Here is a 20,488-nt window from a genome sequence, read left to right as displayed (position 1 = left end):
GGCTCAGTCCTCCAGGCGGTCGAGCACCGCGCGCAGTGTCCGTTCGACCGCCCGGCGGGCGTCGTCGGAGTGGTCGACGGTCTCGAAGCCGTGCTCGCCGTCGGGCAGGTCGATCACCTCGACATCGGTGCCGGACTCGTCCGCGGCGGCCAGGAACGCGGCGACGGTCGCCGCGAGCTCGGCGCGCTCCCGTCCGACGCGGAGCAGCACGATCGGAGGGCGCTTCCCGTCGGCACTCAGGGCGGCGACCGGGTCGAAACAGGGGTCCGCCGGGCCCCAGTTGGGCAGCGGCGCGAGCAGCGGGTACGTGGCCGCCACACAGCGCAGCCAGGACGGGGGCTCGGCCAGCCACCGGGCGGACAGCAGTCCGCCGCCGGAGAAGAACCACAGGGCGACGCGGTCCGCGTCGACCCTCGGATCGGCCCGGACGAGGTCGACGGCCTCGGCCAGGTCCTCGGCGGCCCGCGGGTAGGCGGAGACGTCGTGCAGCCGGTGGTCCAGGGTCACCCCGACCGCGCCGAGGTCCGCCACGCAGCGGGCGTGACCGACGAACCCCGGCCAGTCGCGCGGCGTGGGCTCCGCTCCGGCGGGCACGGGGCCGCCGTGGACGAACACCACCGCGGGGCGGGGGGTGTCGGTCTCCGGCAGGTACAGGTCGACTCGTCCCACGCGCTCGCGCCGCCGCTGCGGCGGGTCGAGCAGGAACGGCCGCAGGTGAGGGGGCGGTTCGCCCTCGGGCCGGCGGGTCAGCCGGTGTCCCTCGCCCTTGGCGGCGGCGAGCAGGGCGTCGGCCAGCTCGTCGGGCGCGGAGAGCATCGGCCAGTGTCCGGTGGCCAGTTCGAAGAAGGTGACCGCCGGGTCCGTCAGGGCCTGGAGCCGGGGGTCGCCGAGTTCGACCAGTGCCTGGACGCCGGCGATGCTCGCCCCGTTGCCGGTGCAGAGCACGCCGGTCACCGGGAGCGCGGCGGCCGCGGCGGTGACGCGGAGCGGCTCGGTGAGGGTGGCCGGGGGCTGGGGGGCGGCCCGCCGGACGAGCAGGCCGAGCGTCTCGTCGTCCATCCCGTCGGTGCTCCCCCACCGCTGCCAGTCCGCCCGCGAGCCGGGCGGCGGCAGCTGCCCGTGGTCGCCGGTCGGTACCGCGTGGACGGACGGATCCGGGACGAGGGCGAGGGCCGGCGCCCCGTCCTGGACGAGCCCGGTGTCCACGTGGACGAGGCGGGTGACCCGTCCGGGGCGGAGCCCTGCGGCGCCGACCAGCGGGTGGACGCCGTAGTCGTGGCCGACGAGGACCAGGTCCGGGTCCTCGATACGGTCGATGAGCTCCACCACCTCCCGGACGTGCCGCTCCAAACCCGTCCCCGGCGGGGCGGGCGGCGCGTCGCCGCCCATCCCGGTCAGCACCGCCGGATGCGCCTCGGCGCCGGCGGCGCGCAGCCGCGCCGCGACGTCCTCCCACACCCAGCCGCCCGTGTACGCCCCCGCCGCCAGAACGAATGCCGTCATGACTCTCCCCTCGGTCCGGTCCTGTCGACTGCCCGGGCACGGTAGGAACTCCCCCTGGGGGAGATTCAAGTGAGGGCGGGGGGCGCGTTCCGGCGCCGGCAGGGGCGGGTTCCGGGGCGGGGCCCGGCGGGCGGAGGCCGTTCCATAGGGTGGCCCCATGTCTGCCTCGTTGAGTTCCGCGAAATCGGCCGCCGCGCTGAGAACCGCGGCCCGCGTCTCCGCCGAGTCGTTGCTGGTGCTGCTGATGGCGGCGGTCGCGCTGTGGATCCTCGGCCGCATGTGGTCGGTCGTCTGGCCGCTGATCGTGGGCCTGTTCCTCACCACCCTGACGTGGCCGCCGACCCGGTTCCTGCGCCGGCATGGCTGGCCCCCCGCCTTGGCTGCCACCACCGTCACCCTCTCGTTCCTGCTGGTCGTCGCGGGCATCGTGGCGCTCATCTCGGTGCCGGTCGCGTCCCAGTCCGGCGAGCTGTCGAAGGGCGTCGTGGAGGGCATCCAGCGGCTGCGGGAATGGGCCGCGGGACCGCCGCTGAACATCGGTCAGGACGAGCTGACCGGCGCGTTCGACTCGGCGGTGGAGCGGGTCCAGAGCAGCATCGGCAGCATGGTCACGGCCGTGGTGTCCGGGGTGGGCACGGTGTTCAGCGGTGTGGTCACCGCCTTCCTGGCGCTGTTCCTGATGTTCTTCTTCCTCAAGGACGGGCCGCGTTTCCTGCCGTGGCTGGCCCGTCAGCTCCCCGGCCGGCTCGCGGTCGACGTGCCGGTCGTGGCCGAGCGGAGCTGGGACACGCTGGGCGCGTTCGTGCGCAGCCAGGCGTTCGTCGGTCTGCTCGACGCGGTGTTCATCGGGCTCGGGCTGTGGATCCTCGACGTGCCCCTGGTGTGGCCGCTGGCGGTGCTGACGTTCGTGTCCGCGTTCGTGCCGATCGTGGGCGCGCTGTTCGCCGGACTGGTCGCGGTCCTCATCGCGCTGGTGTCGAACGGGCCGACCGACGCGCTGATCGTGCTGGCGATCATCGTCGTGGTGCAGCAGCTGGAGGGCAATGTGTTCCAGCCGATGATCCAGAGCAGGGGTCTCGGGCTGCACGCAGCCGTCGTCCTGCTCGCGGTGACCCTGGGCGGCAGCCTCGCCGGCATCGTGGGCAGCCTCCTCGCGGTCCCCGTGGCGGCGCTCGTCGCGGTGTTCTGGAACTACCTGCGCGAGCAGCTCGTCGAACCGGGCCAGGACCCCGCCCCCGGGGAACCGGACGAGGAACCGGACGCCGACGCCTCGCCGGCCCCGGTTCCCGCCGCACCGTGACGGCCGGATCCCTCACGTCCCGTGGCCGTCGGGCCGGACGCCGCCGCTCTTGGGGCGGCTGGGCCCGGCCCGTTCACCCGGCAGGCGCCGGGTGAACGGGAAGCTCGCCAGGATGATTCCGCCGCACGCGAGGACCGCCGCCTTGAGGCCGTCGATCTGGGCCTTCTGATAGCTCTCGACGAGCGCGGCCGCCTCGGTCGGCGGGATCGTGGGCTCCTTCGCCAGCGCGGCGGCGAGATCGTCGGCGGGGACGAAGGAGACACCCGCCTCCACCCGAACCGCGGCCCGGTCGGCGACCGCGTCCGAGACGCGCGGGTCGTCCTCGACGTTCGAGGTGACGGAGCCGGCCAGCGCACCGATGAGCAGGGCGCCGATGAGCGCCGTGCCCAGCGACGAGCCCAGGTTCTGCGCGGTGTACTGCAGTCCGCCGGCCTCGCTGCGGTCCTGCTCGCGGACGCTGGACTGGACGACGTTGCCCAGCTGGGAGGCGAGCAGCCCCAGGCCGAGACCGAGGAAGGTCATCGCCGCCGCGAAGGACCCGCCCTTCAGCTCCGGCTCGATCGCCGTGATCAGCCAGACCGTCGCCCCGAGCAGGACGACCAGCCCGGCCCGTACGACGGTGCGCGGCGAGGCGACGCGAAGGAGCAGGCTGCCGCACATGGAGGCGGCGAGCATGGCGAGGGAGACGGGCAGCAGCTTCAGCCCCGTCTCGAAGGCGTCGAGCCCTTGGACGATCTGCAGGTAGAGGGGGATGACGAAGAACAGGCCGAGCAGGATGGTGTTCTGGTTGAGGAGCGTGGCCAGCCCCGAGCGCAGTGCTCCGTTCTTCAGCAGGTCCAGCGACACGAGCGGGTCGCGCCCCCTGGCCTCCCGCCGCCGTTCGTGACGGCAGAACAGATACAGCAGGGCCGCTCCCGCCGCCACCACGAACAGGGTCGGCGCGAAGCCGAGCACCGTGAACGGCGGGTTGCGCGGCTGTACCCAGCCCCACGTGCCGCTCTGCAGGACGGCCAGGACCATCAGGGCGAGGCCCGCCGCGGAGAGCACCACGCCGGTGACGTCGAGTCCGGGCCGGCCGGCCGGCCGGCGCTGCGGAGGGAGCCAGCCGATCAGGAGCAGGAGCATCGCCACGAGGACCACCTCGCCGGCGAAGACCAGCCGCCAGGTCAGGTAGGTGGTGACCCAGCCGCCCAGCAGCGGGCCGACCGCGATCCCGGCGCCGGCGAGACCGCCGACGACCCCGTAGGCCACGGCGCGGTCGCGGCCCTCGTAGGAGCCCGCGACCAGCGAGGCGAGGGCGGGCAGCACCAGTGCGGCGCCGAGGCCCTCGATGACGGACCAGCCGAGCGCCAGCACGCCGAGGGTGGGAGCGACCGCGGTCAGTCCCGAGCCGATCCCGTAGACGACCAGTCCCACGACGAACACGCGACGCCGGCCGAACATGTCGGCGAGTTTGCCGCCCGTCAGCATGAAGGCGGCCATCACCAGGGTGTAGAGGGTGATGACCGCCTGGATGGCGGTGACCTCGGTGTCGAAGTCCTCCACCAGACGGCTGATGGACACGTTCATGACGGAGGCGTCCAGCACCATCAGGAACTGGGCCGTCCCCAGCACGACCAGCGGCTTCCATCTGCCCGCCGCCGGTCGCGTCGCCGTCCCTGGTTCAGGTGCCAAGGAGCCGGGCCTTCTGCGCGGCGAACTCCTCTTCGGTGAGCACTCCCTGCTCCTTCAGCGTGGAGAGCTCCTTGAGCTGAGCGATCTTGACGTCCATCGGCACTTCCTGCGCGACGGGCGCCGGAGCGGCCGGCGGAGGCGAAGGCGGAGGCGGCTCTTCGTAGACGGGGTCCTGCCGGGCCCACCGGCCGGCCTGACGGCGCGAGACGCGGTTCGAGACGGCGGTGGCCGTGCCGGCGACGACGGCGGTGCGTGCGATGCCTCGCAGCAGTCCTGGCATCTGTGCCTCCCGTTCGGTGCGGAGGGGGACGGCCGTCCTCAGGCCGCGTCGAGCGCGTCCAGCGCGGCGACGACGTCCTGGACGGGAATCCGTCCGTTGGCGATCATGCGCGCGCCCGCGCGCCGCAGGGCTGCGGCCAGCGGGGCGGCCCACAGGTTCTCGTAGAGGAGGATGGCGGCGGAGTCGCCGGGGGACAGCAGACCGCCCGCCTCGGCTCTGTCCTCTTCGCCGAGCAGACCGGAAGAGACGCCCTCGAAGAAGGTGAGGTCCAGCTCTCCGTCGGCGTCCACGTCTGCCAGCTCCATGCCGAACAGCGACCCGTCCTCCGCCTTCCTGACGAACGTCAGGTCGAGGATGCGGATGATGCCCCGGTCGACCAGGTCCCCGAGGAGCGGAAGCCCCTCGCCGGTGAAGCGGCTGCCGGGGAACTCGATGACCAGGTAGTCGATGGGGCCGGGCTCGTCGGGCTCTGCGGACACGTCAGCTCCTCTCGACGGGCCGGGCGTGCACACGCCCGGCCGACGCACACTCCTCATCCTGGCACCGTTCCCGCCGGATCTCCCGCCGAGGCGGGCTGCCCAGGTGCACCCCTCGGAGACCGGAGGCCGGCCTCGGACGGGGCGCGGGATACTGGTGCGCCGTGGGACACGGGCAGGGAGGGGCTGCGATGGGGGCGGACCGCGGCTGGAGCATCGGCGAGCTCGCCGAGCGGGCGGGGGTCACCGTCAAGACCGTGCGGCACTACTCGGACCGCGGGCTGCTGCCCGAGGCGGGCCGCAGCGGCGGCGGGCACCGGCGGTACGGGCCGGAGGCGCTGGAACGACTGCGGCTGATCCGGTCGTTGCGCACCCTCGGCCTGCCGGTGCCGGAGGTCGCGCGGGTGCTGGCCGACGAGGACGGCGAGGTCCTGGAGGGCGTCGTGGAGGGCCGGTTGCGCGAGCTGGGCGCGCAACGCGCCGCGCTGCGCTGGCGGGAGGCCGCGCTGACGCTCGTACGGGACTGCGCGCCCGAGGAGCGGGCGGAGCGGCTGCGGCTGGTGGGCGCCGTGCCGGTGCCGCCGAGCACGGAGGCGCTGGCCCGGTTCTGGCGGCGCTGGCTGCCGCCGCGGATGCCCGCGCGGGTGGTGGCGACCGTCCTGGAGCGGACCGTGCCGCAGCCGCCGGAGGACCCGTCGACCGGTCAGGTGCTGGCCTTCGCACGGCTGCACGCCCTCGTCGCCGCCCCGTGCGGGGGTGGCGAACGCCGGCAGCCGGCCGCCCACCTCGCGGACGGCGGGCACCGGCCGGCGGTGCTGTACGAGGGCCTCGACGAGGCGTACGCGCTGGCCGCGCCGAGCCTGCGGGCGGGCCTGGCCCCCGGCGCGGGCGAGGCGCTGGACTGCTTCGTCGCCGCCTACGCCCGCTCCGCCAGGGCGCGCGACACGCCCGCGTTCCGCCGCGCGCTGGGCCGCGTCCTCGCCGCCGACCCGCGGATCGACGCCTACTGGGAGCTCGCCGCCGAGGTGTTCGGCCCCGGCCACACCACCGCCGGAGCCGCCCACGACTGGCTCCTCGCGGCCCTGCACACCGAGACCGGACCCGCCGCCTGAGCCGGCACCGCCCGATCGCGCCGAACCGGTTCTACGGCGTGTCGCCCCGCCAGTCCCAGCGTCTCGGGTCGCCGGGGCGCGGGGCGTACTGGGCGTGCCCGCCCGGGCCGTACGCGCCTATCTCCGTCGGCAGGGCGACCGGCTCGCGGAGCCGGTCCTCGGGCCAGCCGGTGACGTCGAGCAGCAGTCCGTCGAGCGGGCCCGCCACCAGCTCGCGGTACGCGCGGCCGGGGCGCGGCCCGGGGTCGGGGTCGTCGTGGTCGGCGCCGTAGACACGCCCTCTCATCAGCTCGTCCATGCCCGCAAGCATCGCAGCCGGCACTGACAACGCCCCCTCGTATCGAGCACCGCGGAGCCGGCCACCGGCGGTCGTCGCCCGGTCACCCCCGGCGGTCGCCGGGCGCCGGGGCACATGCCGTGCCGGCCAGCGGGTAAACCGACAGAGCGGGTACGCCACGAGGGGGGCACGATCCGGCGGGAGGCTCGCCATGCACGACCCCTTGGACCTCAACGGCGGAAGCGGGCCGCCGTCGCATTGGCTGGCCACCGCGCACCGCCGGCCGCGGCCCCGGCTCGAGGAGGACCTGACGGTCGACGTGGCCGTGATCGGCGGCGGCATCGCGGGCCTGGTCACGGCCTGGGAGCTGGCGCGGGCCGGCCGCGAGGCGGTGGTCCTCGAGGCGGACCGGATCCTGTCGGGGACCACGGGGGCGACCACCGGCAAGGTCACCGCCCTGCACGGCCTCACCTACGAGCGGCTGCGCCGGACGGTCGGCACGGAGGGCGCGGAACTGTACGCGGCGGCGCAGCAGGACGCGGTCGCGCGGTTCGCCGCGCTGTGCGCCGAGCTGGACACGGACGCCGAACTCGAACGGCGGTCCGCCTTCACCTACGTCACCGAGCCCGGCCGCGCCGCCGAGGTCCGGGCGGAGACCGCGGCGGCGCGGGCCGCCGGCCTGGACGCCCACTTCGTCACCGAGACGGAGCTTCCGTTCCCGGTGGCCGCGGCCGTCCGTCTCGACGACCAGTACCAGTTCCATCCCGCGGCCCTGCTGACGGCGCTCGCGGACGCGTTCACCGCCGCCGGCGGGCGCGTCCACGAGCACACCCGGGTCGTCGACCTGCACGAGCGCGCCCACATCCGTCTGGAGACGGAGGACGGCATGGTGGTCCACGCCGCGCATGCCGTGGTCGCCACCGGCTACCCCGTGTTCGTCCCGGCGTCCCTGCAGATCCGGCTCTCCCCGCGGCACGAGCTGGTGGTGGCCGCGCCCCTGCCGGAGTCGGCGGACCCGCAGGGCATGTACCTCACTCCGGAGGACCGGACGCGGTCGGTGCGCACCTGCCCCTACGGGGACGGCCGGCGGCTGCTCCTGGTGACGGGCGAGGCGTTCCGCCCGGGCGCCGGTGACGTCGGCACGCGGTACGCGCGCCTGGAGAGCTGGGCGCGGCGGCACTTCCCGGGATTCGGGGAGGACGGCGCGCCGCTGCGCTGGGCCGGGCAGGACGTGGACTCGGTGGACCTGCTGCCGTACGTGGGGCATCTGCATCCGGGGACCCAGCACGTGTACGTGGCCACGGGGTTCGGCGGCTGGGGCATGACGGGCGGGGTGCTGGCGGGCCGGCTGCTGACGGCCCAGCTGCTCGGCGGGCCGCGGCCGTCGTGGACGGAGCTGTTCGATCCCCGGCGGATGGCGCCGCTGCGGACCTGGCCCGATCTCGTACGGGAGCAGAAGGACGTCGCGGGGCACTTTCTCGGCGACCGCCGGCACCTGGAGCCGGCGGAGTCGCTCGACACGCTGATGCCCGGCAGCGGGGTGGTGGTGCGGGACCACGGGCAGCCGCGGGCGGTGCAGCGGGACCGGTCGGGGGTGCTGCACTCGGTGTCGGCGCGGTGCACGCACCAGGGGTGCCTGGTGGCGTACAACGAGGCCGAGCAGACGTGGGAGTGCCCCTGCCACGGTTCGCGGTTCGCGCCGGACGGGACGGTGCTGCAGGGGCCCGCGACGGAGCCCCTGCCGCGCCGTGCCCGGCCGGACGTGTGAGGGACGGGAGCCGCGTTACGGTCCCCAGGCCTCGAACTCGTAGATCCGGGCGGCCGGATCGCCGTTCTGGGTGGGCCGGGTGATCTGGAGCCGGACGTAGCGGGCCGTGACGGACACCGGGTGGTTGGTGACGGCGGCCGTGTTGCCGGTGACGGTGGCCGCGGTGGTCCACGGGTCGGCGGTCGAGGAGCGGACCTGGACGGTGAAGTCGCGGGTGTTCCAGTCGGCGCTCTCGCCGCCGGCGGCCGCGTGCCGGACGGTGACCCGGTCCAGGGCGCGGGTCGAACCGAGGTCCACCTCCAGCCACTTGGCGGTGGTCAGCGTGCACCACTTGTCGGCGTTGCCGCCGCTGACGCTGCCGTTGACGGCCTTGGCCGGCGTCTCGGAGGCGTTGCACTGTCCGGAGGCGGTGGCGGGCCGGTTCAGGGCGAGGTTCGTGCCGGGTGCGGTGCCGGACCAGGAGACGGTGGTGGTGGCGACGGGTGAGCGGCCGTACTCGGTGGAGACGGCCTCGACGTCCAGGGTCGTGGTGGTCTCCGTGCCGACGCGGTCGAGGCGGGGCACGAAGTACGCGTCGTTGGGCGTCGCGCCGAGGAAGGTGCGGCTGCCGTCGGGGTTGCGGCGGTGCACCTCGTAGTGGTGCACGGAGCCGGTGGCGGAGGGGGTCCAGCCGAGGCGGAGGGTCTTGCGGCTGTCGCTGACGTCGGTCGAGCCGAGGACGGTGACGCCGGTCGGCGCGGCGGCGGTGTCGACGGTCCCGTCGTACACGGCGAGTTGTCCGACGCGGATGTCGTACGCGGGGTCGGAGCCGGCGGCCTGGAGGCCGATCTGGGCGAGGGTGCGGCCGGCGTACGCGGACAGGTCGAGGGTCTTGGTCTCCCAGCCCGTGGTCGTGGTGGAGCCGAGGTCGAGGGTGGTGAACGCGGTGGGCGCGTCGGTGAAGGAGACGGCGGCCTTGAGCCGGGTCGGTCCGGCGGCCGGGGTCTTCACCACGACGGAGAGCCTGGTGTCGGCGGCCACGGGCAGCTTCGTCTGGTACAGGCGCAGGGTGTTGGCGGCGTCGAGGACGCCGCGCAGCCGCAGCGAGGAGCCGCCCTCGTAGGCGTCGGTGAAGTCGACGGAGGGGGTGAGGCGGGTGCCGGTCGAGGAGATCAGCCAGCGGTAGGTGGGCGGCACGTCCTGGAGGGAGAGGTTGTTCCAGCCGGTCGAGGAGACCCGGTTGCCGCGCGCGTGATAGAAGTCGCCCTGGCCTGCGTTGAACGAGGTGACGAACGGTTTGGCGGTGACGGCGGAGGACTCGGGGATGTAGTGCGCGAGGCCCTTCCAGGAGGACGTGGTCGTGGTGTTCGACGGGTCGCCGTTGGCGCCGTCCCAGTAACGGGCCTCGCGGGCGTGCGAGTCGGCCCGGTCGGCGGACGAGGTGAAGGTCCACTCGGGGCGGTAGATGCCGAGCGAGGTGACGTGCCTCTGGCCTGCGGGGAAGACGGAGCTCCAGGGCACGGAGGTGTGGTAGCCGTTGGCCTCGGTGTCGATGCCGGCGGCCAGTTCGTACTCGCTGCGGCCGAGGTTCCGGGCGAGGGTGCGGGAGGAGTCGAGTCCGGCGGCGCTCCAGCCGAAGTCCAGGAACATCGAGTCCGAGGTGCGCTGCGTGCCCTCCTGGAGGAAGGCGTCGTTGGCGCTGGTGAGCGCGTCCTGCCAGCTCACGGAGCCGGATTCGGTCATGGCGTCGTACCACATGAACTCGACCGGTCCGAGGCTGCGGGCGTAGCGCATGGCGTTGCGCAGTTCGGTGGCGAGGGCGGCGTCGCCGCCGGCGGTCTCCTGGTTGACGAACCAGCCGTCGAAGCCGTAGTGCCGGGCCACCTCGGCGAGTTTGGCGGCGACGGGGTAGGTGCTGCCGGACTTCTGGACGAAGTCGCGGACCCACTGGATCTGGCCGCCGTAGGCGGTGGGCGGGAAGAAGACGGTGCCGTAGACCTTCACGCCGTTGCGGTGGGCGGCGTCGATGACGGTGGCGTTGGGGGCGAGGATCAGGCCCTCGCCGGCGGAGCCGCCCCAGAAGACCAGTTTGTCGACGTACTGCCAGTGGCCGAAGGCGTAGTAGTGGGGGGCGAGGGAGCCCTGGGAGGGGTTGTTCGAGGTGGGGCCGAAGGAGACCAGGGCGGTGACGCCGCCTTCGCCCGCGCGGGCGTTGGCGTTGGCCTTGAGGGCGGGGTCGGAGACGCGGGGCCGCAGGGGGACGCGGGAGCGGTTGAACCGGGCGTCGGGGTCGGTGGCCGGGCTCCAGTCCAGGATCGTGTTCGGGTACCAGTACGAGGCGTAGGGCTGGTCGCCCGCCGCGGCGGCCCGCACCGGGGCGGGCGGGGACGCGCCGTGCGCGGGGGTGAGGCCGAGCACGGCGGCGATCAGGGCCGCGGTCAGCAGGAGGGTGAGGGGTCGTCTCATCCGGGGCTCCGTTCCAGCGTTCGGGGGGTGGGGGTGCTGGACGTGCGGGGACGTGCGTGACGTACGAGATGCACGGGACGTGCGGGAGGTACTGCGGGACGGGGCGTGGTGGCCGCGTCCGACGACCCGGGAGGCTAAACGGCTTTAGTTCACGGGGTCAAGGCCGGCGGCGCGGTGCTCTCGCGGACGGTGAGCCGCGGGGTGGGGTTCTTCGTGTCGCCCGCCGTGTCCGGATCGTCGACGACGGCGAGCAGCGTGCGCGCGACCTGCTCGCCGAGGGCGAAGGTGTCCCGGGACAGCGCGGTGAGCGCAGGATGCACGATCCGGGCGAGCGCGGAGTCGTCGAAGGAGACGATCGAGAGCTCGCCGGGCACGGCGACGCCCATCTCCGCGGCCACGCCGAGGCCCGCGACGGCCATCACGTCGCTGTCGTAGATGATCGCGGTCGGGCGTTCGGGGCGGGCGAGCAGCGTACGCGTGGCGGCGGCGCCCTCGGCGTCGCTGAAGTCGGTGGGCAGGGACACGGCGGTCAGGCCCAGCCGGCGGGCGCTGTCGCGGACGGCGCGGATGCGGCGCTGCGTGTGCTGGAAGGCGGGCAGTCCGGCGAGGTGGGCGATGCGCCGGTGGCCGAGGGCGGCCAGGTAGTCCACGATCGACACCATCGCCTCGCGGTCGTCGGCCCAGACGCTGGGCAGGCTGCCGTGCCGCCCGGGGCCGCCGATGACGAGTGCGGGGACGCCGAGCTCCTCCAGGACGGGGACGCGCGGGTCGCGGACCTGGAGGTCGACGAGGACGAAACCGTCCACGCGGTGCTCGGAGGTCCAGCGGCGGTAGACCTCGATCTCGGCGGCGGTGTCCTCGACGACGAGCAGCTGCAGGGCGGTGCCGCGGACGGACAGGCCGGCCTGGAGTCCGGAGAGCAACTGGCCGAAGAACGGCTCGAGTCCGATGGTGCGGGCGGGCCGGGCGAGGACGAGTCCGACGGCGTCGGCGCGGGCCCCGCCGAGGGCGCGGGCGGCGCTGTGCGGGCGCCAGTTCATCTCCTGCGCGACCTGCAGGATCCGTGCGCGCGTGGTCTCGCTGACGCCCGGTCTGCCGTTCAGCGCGAAGGACACCGCGCCTTTGGAGACCCCGGCCCGTCGGGCGATGTCGGCGATCGTCGGTCTGGCCATGCAGCGCCCCTTCGGTCCGCACACCTTCTTGACACGAAAGTCTAGCCGGAGCATAGTCCCCCATCGCTAGACCGGTTTAGTAGCTCCGTCCCGCACGACGACAGGCAGTTCCGAGCACACCGGGAGACCTCTATGCGCAGCAGACTCTGGATACGGCCGGTCCTGGCGACGGTCGCGGCGGCGGCCCTGGCGGGCTGCGGCCTCGGCGACCCCGGCGCCTCCGACGGTGCCGGCGGCGGGAAGGGCTCGCCGGTCGACGGCGAGGTCAAGGGCAAGGTGTCGATCCAGACCTGGGCCCTGAAGCCGAAGTTCACCACGTACATGCAGGGCGTGCTCGACGCCTTCGAGAAGAAGCACCCCGGCGTCGAGGTCCAGTGGCTGGACCAGCCGGGCGAGGGCTACTCGGACAAGGTGCTCAGCCAGGCCGCCGGCGGCAGCCTGCCCGACGTCGTGAACCTCCCGCCGGACTTCGCGCTCCCGCTGGTCGAGCAGAACATGCTGCTCGACATCGCCACGGCCGACCCGAAGGCGGCAGACGAGTACGTGGAGGGCGGCCTGGAGGCGTACCGCTTCGGCGGCCACCAGGGCACGTTCGGCTATCCGTGGTACCTCAACACCGACGTCAACTACTGGAACGCCGAGCTGCTCACCAAGTACGGCCTGGACCCGAAGAAGCCCCCGGCCACACTCGACGAGCTGATCACCGCCGCCCGCCAGGTGAAGGCCAGGTCCGGCGGCGTGACGTATCTGATGAGCCGCAAGCCGGGGCTGATGGACTTCGCCAACGCCGGGGTGAAGCTGATGTCCGAGGACGGCAAGCGCTTCACGTTCAACACGCCCGAGGCGGCGGCGCTCCTCGACACCTACCGCTCCGCCTTCAAAGAGGGGCTGCTGCCCAAGGACGTGCTGACCGAGACGTACGCGGGCAACGCCAAGCTGTTCAACGCCGGCACGGCCGCCTGGACGACCGGCGGCGCGAACCACATCAGCAGCATCGCCACCGACAACCCCTCCCTGGCGCCCAAGGTGGTCTCCTCCCCCGCGATGGGCACCCCGCCGCTGTACGTGCAGGGCCTGTCGGTGTCGAAGGCGACGAAGAACGCGCCCGCGGCGGTCGCGCTGGCCCGCTGGGTGACCAACGCGGAGAACCAGGCCGCCTTCGCCCGGCTGACCAGCATCTTCCCGTCGACGAAGGCGTCCGCCGCCGACCCCTTCTTCAGCAAGAGCGACGGCACCAACGCCGGTGACGCGAAGGTCACCGCGTTCACCTCGCTCGCCCAGGCGAAGATGCTGCAGCCCGTCCAGGCGAACGACGCGATCAACACCGTCATCAACCAGCAGATCGCCCTCGCGATCAGCGGCCAGGCCCCGTCCGCGAAGGCCCTGGACACGGCGGTGGCCCGCGCCAACCAGCTGCTCGAGGACTGAACGGATGACCCACCGGCGCTGGTTCACCCCCTGGCTGCTCGCCGGGCCGGCGGTCGTCTGGCTGCTGGTGTTCAACCTCTGGCCCGCCGTCAACACGGTGATCCTCTCGTTCACCAACGCCAAACCCCTCGGCGGCGGGCACTTCACCGGCCTGGAGAACTACGAACGAGCCCTGACCGACGAGCAGTTGACGGACGCCCTGCTCAACAGCATCGTCTACCTGCTGATCTGCCTGCCGCTGCTGACCGTGCTGCCGCTGCTGCTGGCGCTCCTCGTGGAGAAGAAGCTGCCCGGCATCACGTTCTTCCGGACCGCCTTCTACACCCCGGTCGTGGCCTCCGCGGTCGTGGTGGGCATCATCTGGGGCTGGGTGCTCGACGACCGGGGGCTGATCAACGGTCTGCTCGGTCAGCTCGGGCTCGCCGACCGCCCGCTCTCCTTCCTCACCGACCGCTGGCTGCTGCTGTTCAGCGCGATCGCGCTGACGGTGTGGAAGGGCCTCGGCTACTACATGGTGATCTACCTGTCGGCCCTCGGGAACGTGGGCCGGGAGCTGCACGAGGCCGCCGCCGTCGACGGCGCCTCCGCCGTCCGCAGGTTCTGGCACGTCACCCTGCCCGGCGTGCGGCCGACGATGATGCTGATCTCCGTGCTGATCTCGGTCTCCGCGCTGCGGGTCTTCTCCGAGCTGTACGTGCTGTCCAACGGCACCGGCGGACCGGGCGGCCGCGACATGTCCGTGGTGATGCTGATCCAGATGTACTCCCGGGGCTTCACCGGACACATCGGCTACGCCTCCGCGCTCAGTCTGCTGCTGTTCCTCATCACCGTCGGGCCGATGCTGCTGCTGGCCCGGCTGAACCGGAAGGCGGCCTGACCATGACCGCACGCGGATTCGGCACGCCCACCCCGGCCGGGACGGCGGTGCGCTACCTGCTGCTGGCCCTGGTGCTGCTGCTCACGATCGGCCCGTTCCTGTGGCAGCTGTCGACCTCCCTGAAGGGCCCGCACGAGGACGTGTACTCCCGCGTCCCGTCGTTCCTGCCCGAGGACTTCACGCTCGCCAACTACGCCGAGGTCGCCGAGACGATCCCGGTGTGGACGTACGCCGTCAACTCGCTGACCGTCGCCGCGGTCGCCGTCCTCGGCAACGCGGTCGGCGCGACGCTGGCCGGCTTCGCCCTGGCCCGGCTCCGGTTCCGCGGCCTGCGGCTGGTGACCGGGCTGTTCCTGGCGACGCTGGTGCTGCCCGGCGAGGTCACGATCGTCTCCCAGTACGTGACCGTCCGCAGCCTCGGGCTCACCGACACGCTCACCGGCGTGGCCCTGCCCGGCGCGATCGCGATGCTCAACGTGCTGCTGATGTACACGGCGTTCCGGGCCGTGCCCGCCGACCTGGACGCGGCCGCGCTGGTGGACGGGGCGAACGTGTGGCAGCGGCTGGTCCACGTGGGGCTGCCGAACGTCCGGGGCATGCTCAGCGTGGTCGTGATCTTCACCTTCATCGGCGCCTGGGACGACTTCCTCTGGCCGCTGATCGTGCTCACCGACCCGGACCGCTACACCCTCACCGTCGGACTCCAGTACCTCGACGGCACCTTCACCGCCAACCCGCGGCTCATCGCCGCCGGGACGATGATCGCCTTCCTCCCGATCGTGATCGTCTTCGCCTCGCTCCAGCGGTTCTTCTTCAAGGGCGTCGAGGAGGGAGCGGTCAAGGGATGAACCGTGAGCACCGGACGCGTTCAGGAAAGGACCCACTGCCGCGCATGACCACTCCCCCGGACTCCGCCCGCCCGAGGTTCGGCGTCAACTACACGCCCAGCAGGGGCTGGTTCCACCACTGGCTCGACTTCGACCTCGACGACGTCCGCGCCGACCTGGACTCGGTCGCCGCACTCGGTTTCGACCACGTCCGCGTCTTCCCGCTCTGGCCGCTGTTCCAGCCCAACCGCACCCTCATCAGGCCGCGCGCCGTCGAGCAGCTGGTGCAGCTGGCCGACGCGGCCGCCGAGCGCGGCCTGGACGTGGCCGTCGACGGACTGCAGGGTCATCTGTCCAGCTTCGACTTCCAGCCGTCGTGGACGGTGACCTGGCACCGCCGCAACATCTTCACCGACCCGGACGTCCTGGACGGCCAGGCCGCCTATCTGCGCACCCTGGCCGCCGCCCTCGCGGACCGGCCGTCCTTCCTCGGCATGACGCTGGGCAACGAGATCAACCAGTTCTCCGGCGACCCGCATCCCGACCCGGACCGGATCACGCCGGCGCAGGCCGGTGACTGGCTGCGCCGGATGCTCGCCGCCTGCGAGGAGGGCGCACCGGGGCGGCTGCACCTGCACGCCGCGTACGACGCCGCCTGGTACGCGGACGGGCATCCCTTCACGCCCGCGCACGCGGCACGGCTCGGCGCGGCGACCGCCGTGCACTCCTGGGTGTTCAACGGCACGGCCCAGCGCCACGGGCCGGAGTCTGTGGCCGTCGGACAGCACGCGGCGTACATGATCGAGCTGTCGAAGGCCTGGGCCGACGACCCGCACCGCCCGGTGTGGCTGCAGGAGGTCGGCGCGCCGGCCCCGCACGTGCCGGCGGACCGCGCCGCCGCCTTCACCCGGACGACGGTCGAGGCCGCGCTGGACTGCCCGGACGTGTGGGGCGTGACGTGGTGGTGCTCGCACGACGTGGACCGGGCGCTGGCCGACTTCCCCGAGCTGGAGTACACCCTCGGCCTGCTCGCCAACGACCGTACGGTGAAGCCCGCCGGCCGGGAGCTGGCGGCGCTGGTGGCGGAGGCCCGCGCGGGCGGGTTCCGGCCGCCCGCGCCGCGTACCACGGCGCTCGTCGTCGACCTGCCCGAGGAGCCCGTCGAGCGCGCGGTGTGCGGGCCCGGCGGGGCGGTGTTCGAGGCGTTCATGCGGCTCGCGGCGGACGGGGCACGGCCGACGACCGTGCTCGCCGGGCGGGCCGGGGACCGTGCGCATCTGGCCGCGCGCGGCATCACCGAGCTCGTCACCGTCGAGGAGGCCGGAGTCGGCCGGTCCGCGTCTCCCGTTTCCCGCCCGGTGTGCTGAATCCTGCCTTCTGCGCGCCACCGGCCCTACCGTTGCCCACCTCCGTCCGTGTCGGCTTCCTTCCGCACCGCGTCCTCTGGAGCGTCCGCATGCACAGTGACCGCAGCCTGATCGAGTCCCGTCTCAAGCGCGTCCTCGAGGAGCGCATCCGCCCCGCCGTGTATCCGGAGTCGGTCCCGCTGGAGGCCGGGATCTGGGTCGCGCCCGACGAACCGGTGCCGGTGGCCGAGGGTCTTGCCGCCCCCCGCAGCCCGATCTCCGTCGGCACGCGCTGGGGCGCGCCCTGGGGCACCAGCTGGCTGACGGTGTCCGGGGCGGTGCCGGAGGCGTGGGCGGGCCGGACGGTGGAGGCCCTGATCGACCTGGGCTTCGACAAGAACATGCCGGGCTTCCAGTGCGAGGGCCTGGTCTACCGGCCGGACGGCACACCGGTGAAGGGCCTGCACCCGCGCAACCAGTGGGTGCGGGTGGCCTCGCCCGCGGTCGGCGGCGAGGAGGTGCTGCTGCACGTGGAGGCGGCGTCCAATCCGGTCGTCCTGGACTACCACCCGTTCCTGCCGACGACGCTGGGCGAGAAGGAGACGGCGGGCACGGAGCCGCAGTACCGCCTCGAGCGGCTGGAACTGGCCGTGTTCGACGAGACGGTGTGGCAGCTGGTCATGGACCTGGAGGTGCTCGGCGAGCTGATGGCCGAGCTGCCGGTGGAGGGCGCCCGGCGCTGGGACCTCCTGCGGGCCGTGGACCGGGCGCTGGACGCCGTCGACCTGCAGGACGTGAACGGGACGGCCGCGGCGGCGCGCGCCGAGCTGGCGGAGGTGCTCGCCACGCCGGCGGAGCCGTCGGCGCACCGGATCAGCGCGGTCGGGCACGCGCACATCGACTCGGCGTGGCTGTGGCCGCTGCGCGAGACGGTCCGGAAGGTGGCGCGGACGACGGCGAACATGACGGCGCTGCTGGAGGCCGAGCCGGACTTCGTCTACACGATGTCGCAGGCGCAGCAGTACGCGTGGATCAAGGAGCACCGGCCGGAGGTGTACGCGCGGGTCAAGAAGGCGGTCGCCGAGGGCCGGTTCGTGCCGGCGGGCGGGATGTGGGTCGAGTCCGACACGAACATGCCGGGCTCGGAGGCGATGGCGCGTCAGTTCGTGCACGGCAAGCGGTTCTTCATGGACGAGTTCGGGGTGGAGAACACGGAGGCGTGGCTGCCGGACACCTTCGGTTTCGCCGGCGGGCTGCCGCAGATCATCAAGGCGGCGGGCTCCACACGTCTGCTGACGCAGAAGATCTCGTGGAGCCAGGTGAACAGCTTCCCGCACCACACGTTCTGGTGGGAGGGCATCGACGGGACGCGGATCTTCACCCACTTCCCGCCGATCGACACCTACAACTGCGCGATGGAGGGCCACCAGCTCGCGCACGCGGTGCGGAACTTCAAGGACAAGGGGCGGGCCCGGCACTCGATCGCGCCGACCGGCTGGGGCGACGGCGGGGGCGGCACGACCCGCGAGATGGTCGCCAAGGCGGCCCGGCTGCGGGACCTGGAGGGTTCGCCGCGGGTGCGCTGGGAGCGCCCGGCGGAGTTCTTCGCGCGGGCGGAGGCCGAGTACCCGGACGCTCCGGTATGGGTCGGGGAGCTGTATCTGGAGCTGCACCGGGCGACGCTGACCAGCCAGGCGCGCACCAAGCAGGGCAACCGGGCGAGCGAGAACCTGCTGCGGGAGGCCGAGCTGTGGGCGGCGACGGCGGCCGTGCGGGCCGGTTTCCCCTACCCGTACGAGGAGCTGGACCGGATCTGGAAGACGGTGCTGCTGCACCAGTTCCACGACATCCTGCCGGGCTCGTCGATCGCCTGGGTGCACCGCGAGGCGGAGAAGACGTACGCGGCGGTGGCCGAGGAGCTGACCGGGATCATCGGGGCGGCGCAGCGGGCGCTGGCCGGGGACGGTTCGGCGGGCGGCGAGGTGGTGTTCAACGCGGCTCCGCACGCGCGGGCCGGGGTGCCGGCGGGGGGCGCCCGGCCGGCCGGCCCGCCGGCGGACGGCGCGGGCTGTCGCGTCCGGGCCCGGGAGGGCGGCGGGTTCGTCCTGGAGAACGGGCTGCTGCGGGTGGAGGTGGACGGGCGCGGGCTCGCGGTCTCGGTGCTCGACCTGGCCACCGGGCGGGAGGCGGTCGCGCCGGGCCGGGCGGCGAACCTGCTGCAGATCCACCCGGACTTCCCGAACATGTGGGACGCCTGGGACGTCGACCAGTTCTACCGGAACACGGTCACCGACCTGACGGACGCCGACGAGGTGATGGTGTGCGAGGAGACCGCGGAGTCGGTGTCGGTGCGGGTGACGCGGTCGTTCGGCGCGTCGCGGGCGGTGCAGACGCTGACGCTGACCGCCGGGGCGCGCCGGCTGGACCTGGACACGGAGGTCGACTGGCACGAGACGGAGAAGTTCCTGAAGGCCGCGTTCCCGCTGGACCTGCACGCCGACCGGTACGCGGCGGAGACGCAGTTCGGTCATCTGTACCGGCCGACGCACACCAACACCAGCTGGGAGGCGGCCAAGTTCGAGGCGTGCAACCACCGCTTCGTGCACCTGGAGGAGCCGGGCTTCGGCGTGGGCCTGGTGACCGCGTCCACGTACGGGCACGACCTGACGCGGACGGTGCGGCCCGAGGACGGCGGCACGACGACGACCGTGCGGGTCTCGCTGCTGCGCGCCCCGCGTTTCCCCGACCCGCACACCGACCAGGGCGTGCACCGCTTCCGGCACGCCCTGGCGCCGGGCGCGTCGGTCGGCGACGCGGTGCGCGAGGGGTACGGCATCAACCTGCCGGAGCGGCGGGTGCCCGGGGACGCGGAGGTGCGGCCGCTGGTCTCGCTGGACGAGGAGGCCATGGTGGTCAGCGCGGTGAAGCTGGCGGACGACGGCAGCGGCGACGTGGTGGTGCGGGTGTACGAGGCGCACGGCGGCCGGGTCGCCGCCCGGCTGGCCACCGGATTCGCGCACACGGAGGTCCGGGTCTGCGACCTGCTCGAACGCCCGCTGCCGGAGGAGCGGGCCGAGGTGGAGCAGGACGGCGGCGTCGCGCTGCGGCTGCGCCCGTTCGAGCTGCGCACGCTGCGGTTCGTGCGTCCCGTCGGGTGACGTCGGACGCGGGGCGGGCGTGCCGGGATCCGATGCGCCCGCCCCGCGGGCCAGGGTCGGGGCGGTCCGACCGTACGACCACAGATCCCGGCCCGAGGAGCCCCCGATGCCGATGCCGATGCACGCCGACGCCGCCTTCCGCTACGACGACCTGCGGGCGCTCTACATCAACTGCACGCTCAAGCCGACGCCGGAGCGCAGCCACACTCAGGGGCTGATCGACATCAGCACCGGGATCATGGAGCGCCAAGGCGTGCAGGTCGAGGTACTCAGGGCGGTGGACATCGACATCGCGACCGGTGTCTGGCCGGACATGACGGAGCACGGCTGGGAGACCGACCAGTGGCCGGTCATCTATTCGAAAGTCATGGCCGCCGACATCCTCACGCTGGCGGGGCCGGTGTGGCTGGGCGACAATTCCTCAGTCATGAAGAAGGTCATCGAGCGGCTCTACGCCTGCTCTTCGATTCTCAACGAGCGTGGCCAGTACGCCTACTACGGTCGGGTGGGCGGCTGCCTGATCACCGGCAACGAGGACGGCGCCAAGCACTGCGCGATGAACGTGCTCTACAGCCTGCAGCACCTCGGCTACGTGATCCCTCCGCAGGCCGACGCGGGGTGGGTCGGCCCGGCCGGCCCCGGACCGTCGTACCTCGACCCGGGCTCGGGCGGTCCGGCGAACGACTTCACCAATCGCAACACCACCTTCATGACCTGGAACCAGCTCCATATGGCAAGGATGCTCAAGGACGCCGGGGGCATCCCCGCCCACGGAAACCAGCGTTCGGAGTGGGACGCCGGCTGCCGCTTCGACTTTGAGAACCCCGAGCACCGCTGACCGCGGG

16 protein-coding genes are annotated in these 20,488 nt (G+C 73.1%); 9 read left to right on the top strand and 7 right to left on the bottom strand.

Features of this window, described 5'->3' with window-relative positions:
* Positions 1-3 precede the first annotated feature (3 nt).
* The gene (locus ACNJ93_RS32430) at positions 4-1,503 is read right to left on the bottom strand and encodes an alpha/beta hydrolase (RefSeq protein ID WP_418961044.1); all 1,500 of its coding nucleotides are present in this window, start codon (positions 1,501-1,503) and stop codon (positions 4-6) included.
* A gap of 157 nt (positions 1,504-1,660) precedes the next feature.
* Between ACNJ93_RS32430 and ACNJ93_RS32425 the strand changes: the two genes are divergently transcribed.
* A complete protein-coding gene (locus ACNJ93_RS32425; RefSeq protein WP_418961043.1) occupies positions 1,661-2,803 on the top strand; it encodes an AI-2E family transporter in 1,143 nt (380 codons plus the stop codon).
* Positions 2,804-2,815: 12 nt separating this feature from the next.
* On the opposite strand, the gene ACNJ93_RS32420 is transcribed toward ACNJ93_RS32425, so the two are convergent.
* Genes ACNJ93_RS32420 through ACNJ93_RS32410 form a run of 3 tightly spaced genes read right to left on the bottom strand, consistent with a single transcriptional unit; the run spans position 2,816 to position 5,236 of the window.
* The gene (locus tag ACNJ93_RS32420) at positions 2,816-4,417 is read right to left on the bottom strand and encodes an MFS transporter (RefSeq protein WP_418961042.1); all 1,602 of its coding nucleotides are present in this window, start codon (positions 4,415-4,417) and stop codon (positions 2,816-2,818) included.
* Between the two features lie 49 nt (positions 4,418-4,466).
* On the bottom strand, positions 4,467-4,757 hold the full coding sequence (locus ACNJ93_RS32415) for an SHOCT domain-containing protein (protein WP_418961041.1): 291 nt from the start codon (positions 4,755-4,757) through the stop codon (positions 4,467-4,469).
* Between the two features lie 38 nt (positions 4,758-4,795).
* Positions 4,796-5,236: a DUF6325 family protein gene (locus ACNJ93_RS32410; RefSeq protein ID WP_418961040.1), complete on the bottom strand. Its 441-nt coding sequence runs from the start codon at positions 5,234-5,236 to the stop codon at positions 4,796-4,798.
* A gap of 188 nt (positions 5,237-5,424) precedes the next feature.
* Between ACNJ93_RS32410 and ACNJ93_RS32405 the strand changes: the two genes are divergently transcribed.
* Positions 5,425-6,345, top strand: coding sequence for a MerR family transcriptional regulator (locus ACNJ93_RS32405; protein ID WP_418961039.1), 921 nt, complete (start codon positions 5,425-5,427; stop codon positions 6,343-6,345).
* Positions 6,346-6,376: 31 nt separating this feature from the next.
* Here the strand turns inward: ACNJ93_RS32405 and ACNJ93_RS32400 are convergent, their stop codons facing one another.
* A complete protein-coding gene (locus tag ACNJ93_RS32400) occupies positions 6,377-6,643 on the bottom strand; it encodes a hypothetical protein (protein ID WP_418961038.1) in 267 nt (88 codons plus the stop codon).
* Positions 6,644-6,833: 190 nt separating this feature from the next.
* On the opposite strand from ACNJ93_RS32400, the gene ACNJ93_RS32395 reads away from it, so the two are divergent.
* Positions 6,834-8,390, top strand: a complete 1,557-nt coding sequence (locus ACNJ93_RS32395; RefSeq protein WP_418961037.1) for an FAD-dependent oxidoreductase — start codon at positions 6,834-6,836, stop codon at positions 8,388-8,390.
* Between the two features lie 15 nt (positions 8,391-8,405).
* Here the strand turns inward: ACNJ93_RS32395 and ACNJ93_RS32390 are convergent, their stop codons facing one another.
* Positions 8,406-10,835: an endo-beta-N-acetylglucosaminidase gene (locus ACNJ93_RS32390; RefSeq protein ID WP_418961036.1), complete on the bottom strand. Its 2,430-nt coding sequence runs from the start codon at positions 10,833-10,835 to the stop codon at positions 8,406-8,408.
* Between the two features lie 149 nt (positions 10,836-10,984).
* The gene (locus ACNJ93_RS32385; protein ID WP_418961035.1) at positions 10,985-12,007 is read right to left on the bottom strand and encodes a LacI family DNA-binding transcriptional regulator; all 1,023 of its coding nucleotides are present in this window, start codon (positions 12,005-12,007) and stop codon (positions 10,985-10,987) included.
* Between the two features lie 132 nt (positions 12,008-12,139).
* On the opposite strand from ACNJ93_RS32385, the gene ACNJ93_RS32380 reads away from it, so the two are divergent.
* From ACNJ93_RS32380 to ACNJ93_RS32355, 6 genes are all read left to right on the top strand, one after another.
* Positions 12,140-13,435, top strand: coding sequence for an ABC transporter substrate-binding protein (locus ACNJ93_RS32380; RefSeq protein WP_418961034.1), 1,296 nt, complete (start codon positions 12,140-12,142; stop codon positions 13,433-13,435).
* A 4-nt stretch (positions 13,436-13,439) separates the two neighbouring features.
* On the top strand, positions 13,440-14,312 hold the full coding sequence (locus ACNJ93_RS32375; RefSeq protein ID WP_418961033.1) for a carbohydrate ABC transporter permease: 873 nt from the start codon (positions 13,440-13,442) through the stop codon (positions 14,310-14,312).
* A 2-nt stretch (positions 14,313-14,314) separates the two neighbouring features.
* Positions 14,315-15,160, top strand: a complete 846-nt coding sequence (locus ACNJ93_RS32370) for a carbohydrate ABC transporter permease (RefSeq protein WP_418961032.1) — start codon at positions 14,315-14,317, stop codon at positions 15,158-15,160.
* A gap of 44 nt (positions 15,161-15,204) precedes the next feature.
* The gene (locus tag ACNJ93_RS32365) at positions 15,205-16,506 is read left to right on the top strand and encodes a glycoside hydrolase 5 family protein (RefSeq protein ID WP_418961031.1); all 1,302 of its coding nucleotides are present in this window, start codon (positions 15,205-15,207) and stop codon (positions 16,504-16,506) included.
* Between the two features lie 89 nt (positions 16,507-16,595).
* Positions 16,596-19,643 (top strand): alpha-mannosidase, encoded by a 3,048-nt coding sequence (locus ACNJ93_RS32360; RefSeq protein ID WP_418961030.1) that lies wholly within the window; start codon positions 16,596-16,598, stop codon positions 19,641-19,643.
* A gap of 106 nt (positions 19,644-19,749) precedes the next feature.
* Complete coding sequence (locus tag ACNJ93_RS32355; RefSeq protein WP_418961029.1) at positions 19,750-20,481, top strand: flavodoxin family protein; 732 nt, start codon at positions 19,750-19,752, stop codon at positions 20,479-20,481.
* Positions 20,482-20,488: the final 7 nt, after the last annotated feature.

The sequence above is a fragment of the Streptomyces tritici genome, from assembly GCF_048500665.1.
Lineage (GTDB): Bacteria > Actinomycetota > Actinomycetes > Streptomycetales > Streptomycetaceae > Streptomyces > Streptomyces tritici.
Note: the sequence above shows the minus strand (reverse complement) of the source record. Positions and strands in the feature narration are given on the sequence as shown.

Excerpts from the sequence above, each read along its gene's own strand:
- ACNJ93_RS32400 (WP_418961038.1), bottom strand. The coding sequence starts at position 6,643 with ATGGACGAGCTGATGAGAGGGCGTGTCTACGGCGCCGACCACGACGAC.
- ACNJ93_RS32365 (WP_418961031.1), top strand. The coding sequence starts at position 15,205 with ATGACCACTCCCCCGGACTCCGCCCGCCCGAGGTTCGGCGTCAACTAC.
- ACNJ93_RS32380 (WP_418961034.1), top strand. The coding sequence starts at position 12,140 with ATGCGCAGCAGACTCTGGATACGGCCGGTCCTGGCGACGGTCGCGGCG.
- ACNJ93_RS32370 (WP_418961032.1), top strand. The coding sequence starts at position 14,315 with ATGACCGCACGCGGATTCGGCACGCCCACCCCGGCCGGGACGGCGGTG.
- ACNJ93_RS32430 (WP_418961044.1), bottom strand. The coding sequence starts at position 1,503 with ATGACGGCATTCGTTCTGGCGGCGGGGGCGTACACGGGCGGCTGGGTG.
- ACNJ93_RS32360 (WP_418961030.1), top strand. The coding sequence starts at position 16,596 with ATGCACAGTGACCGCAGCCTGATCGAGTCCCGTCTCAAGCGCGTCCTC.
- ACNJ93_RS32390 (WP_418961036.1), bottom strand. The coding sequence starts at position 10,835 with ATGAGACGACCCCTCACCCTCCTGCTGACCGCGGCCCTGATCGCCGCC.
- ACNJ93_RS32425 (WP_418961043.1), top strand. The coding sequence starts at position 1,661 with ATGTCTGCCTCGTTGAGTTCCGCGAAATCGGCCGCCGCGCTGAGAACC.
- ACNJ93_RS32375 (WP_418961033.1), top strand. The coding sequence starts at position 13,440 with ATGACCCACCGGCGCTGGTTCACCCCCTGGCTGCTCGCCGGGCCGGCG.
- ACNJ93_RS32415 (WP_418961041.1), bottom strand. The coding sequence starts at position 4,757 with ATGCCAGGACTGCTGCGAGGCATCGCACGCACCGCCGTCGTCGCCGGC.
- ACNJ93_RS32395 (WP_418961037.1), top strand. The coding sequence starts at position 6,834 with ATGCACGACCCCTTGGACCTCAACGGCGGAAGCGGGCCGCCGTCGCAT.
- ACNJ93_RS32355 (WP_418961029.1), top strand. The coding sequence starts at position 19,750 with ATGCCGATGCCGATGCACGCCGACGCCGCCTTCCGCTACGACGACCTG.
- ACNJ93_RS32385 (WP_418961035.1), bottom strand. The coding sequence starts at position 12,007 with ATGGCCAGACCGACGATCGCCGACATCGCCCGACGGGCCGGGGTCTCC.
- ACNJ93_RS32405 (WP_418961039.1), top strand. The coding sequence starts at position 5,425 with ATGGGGGCGGACCGCGGCTGGAGCATCGGCGAGCTCGCCGAGCGGGCG.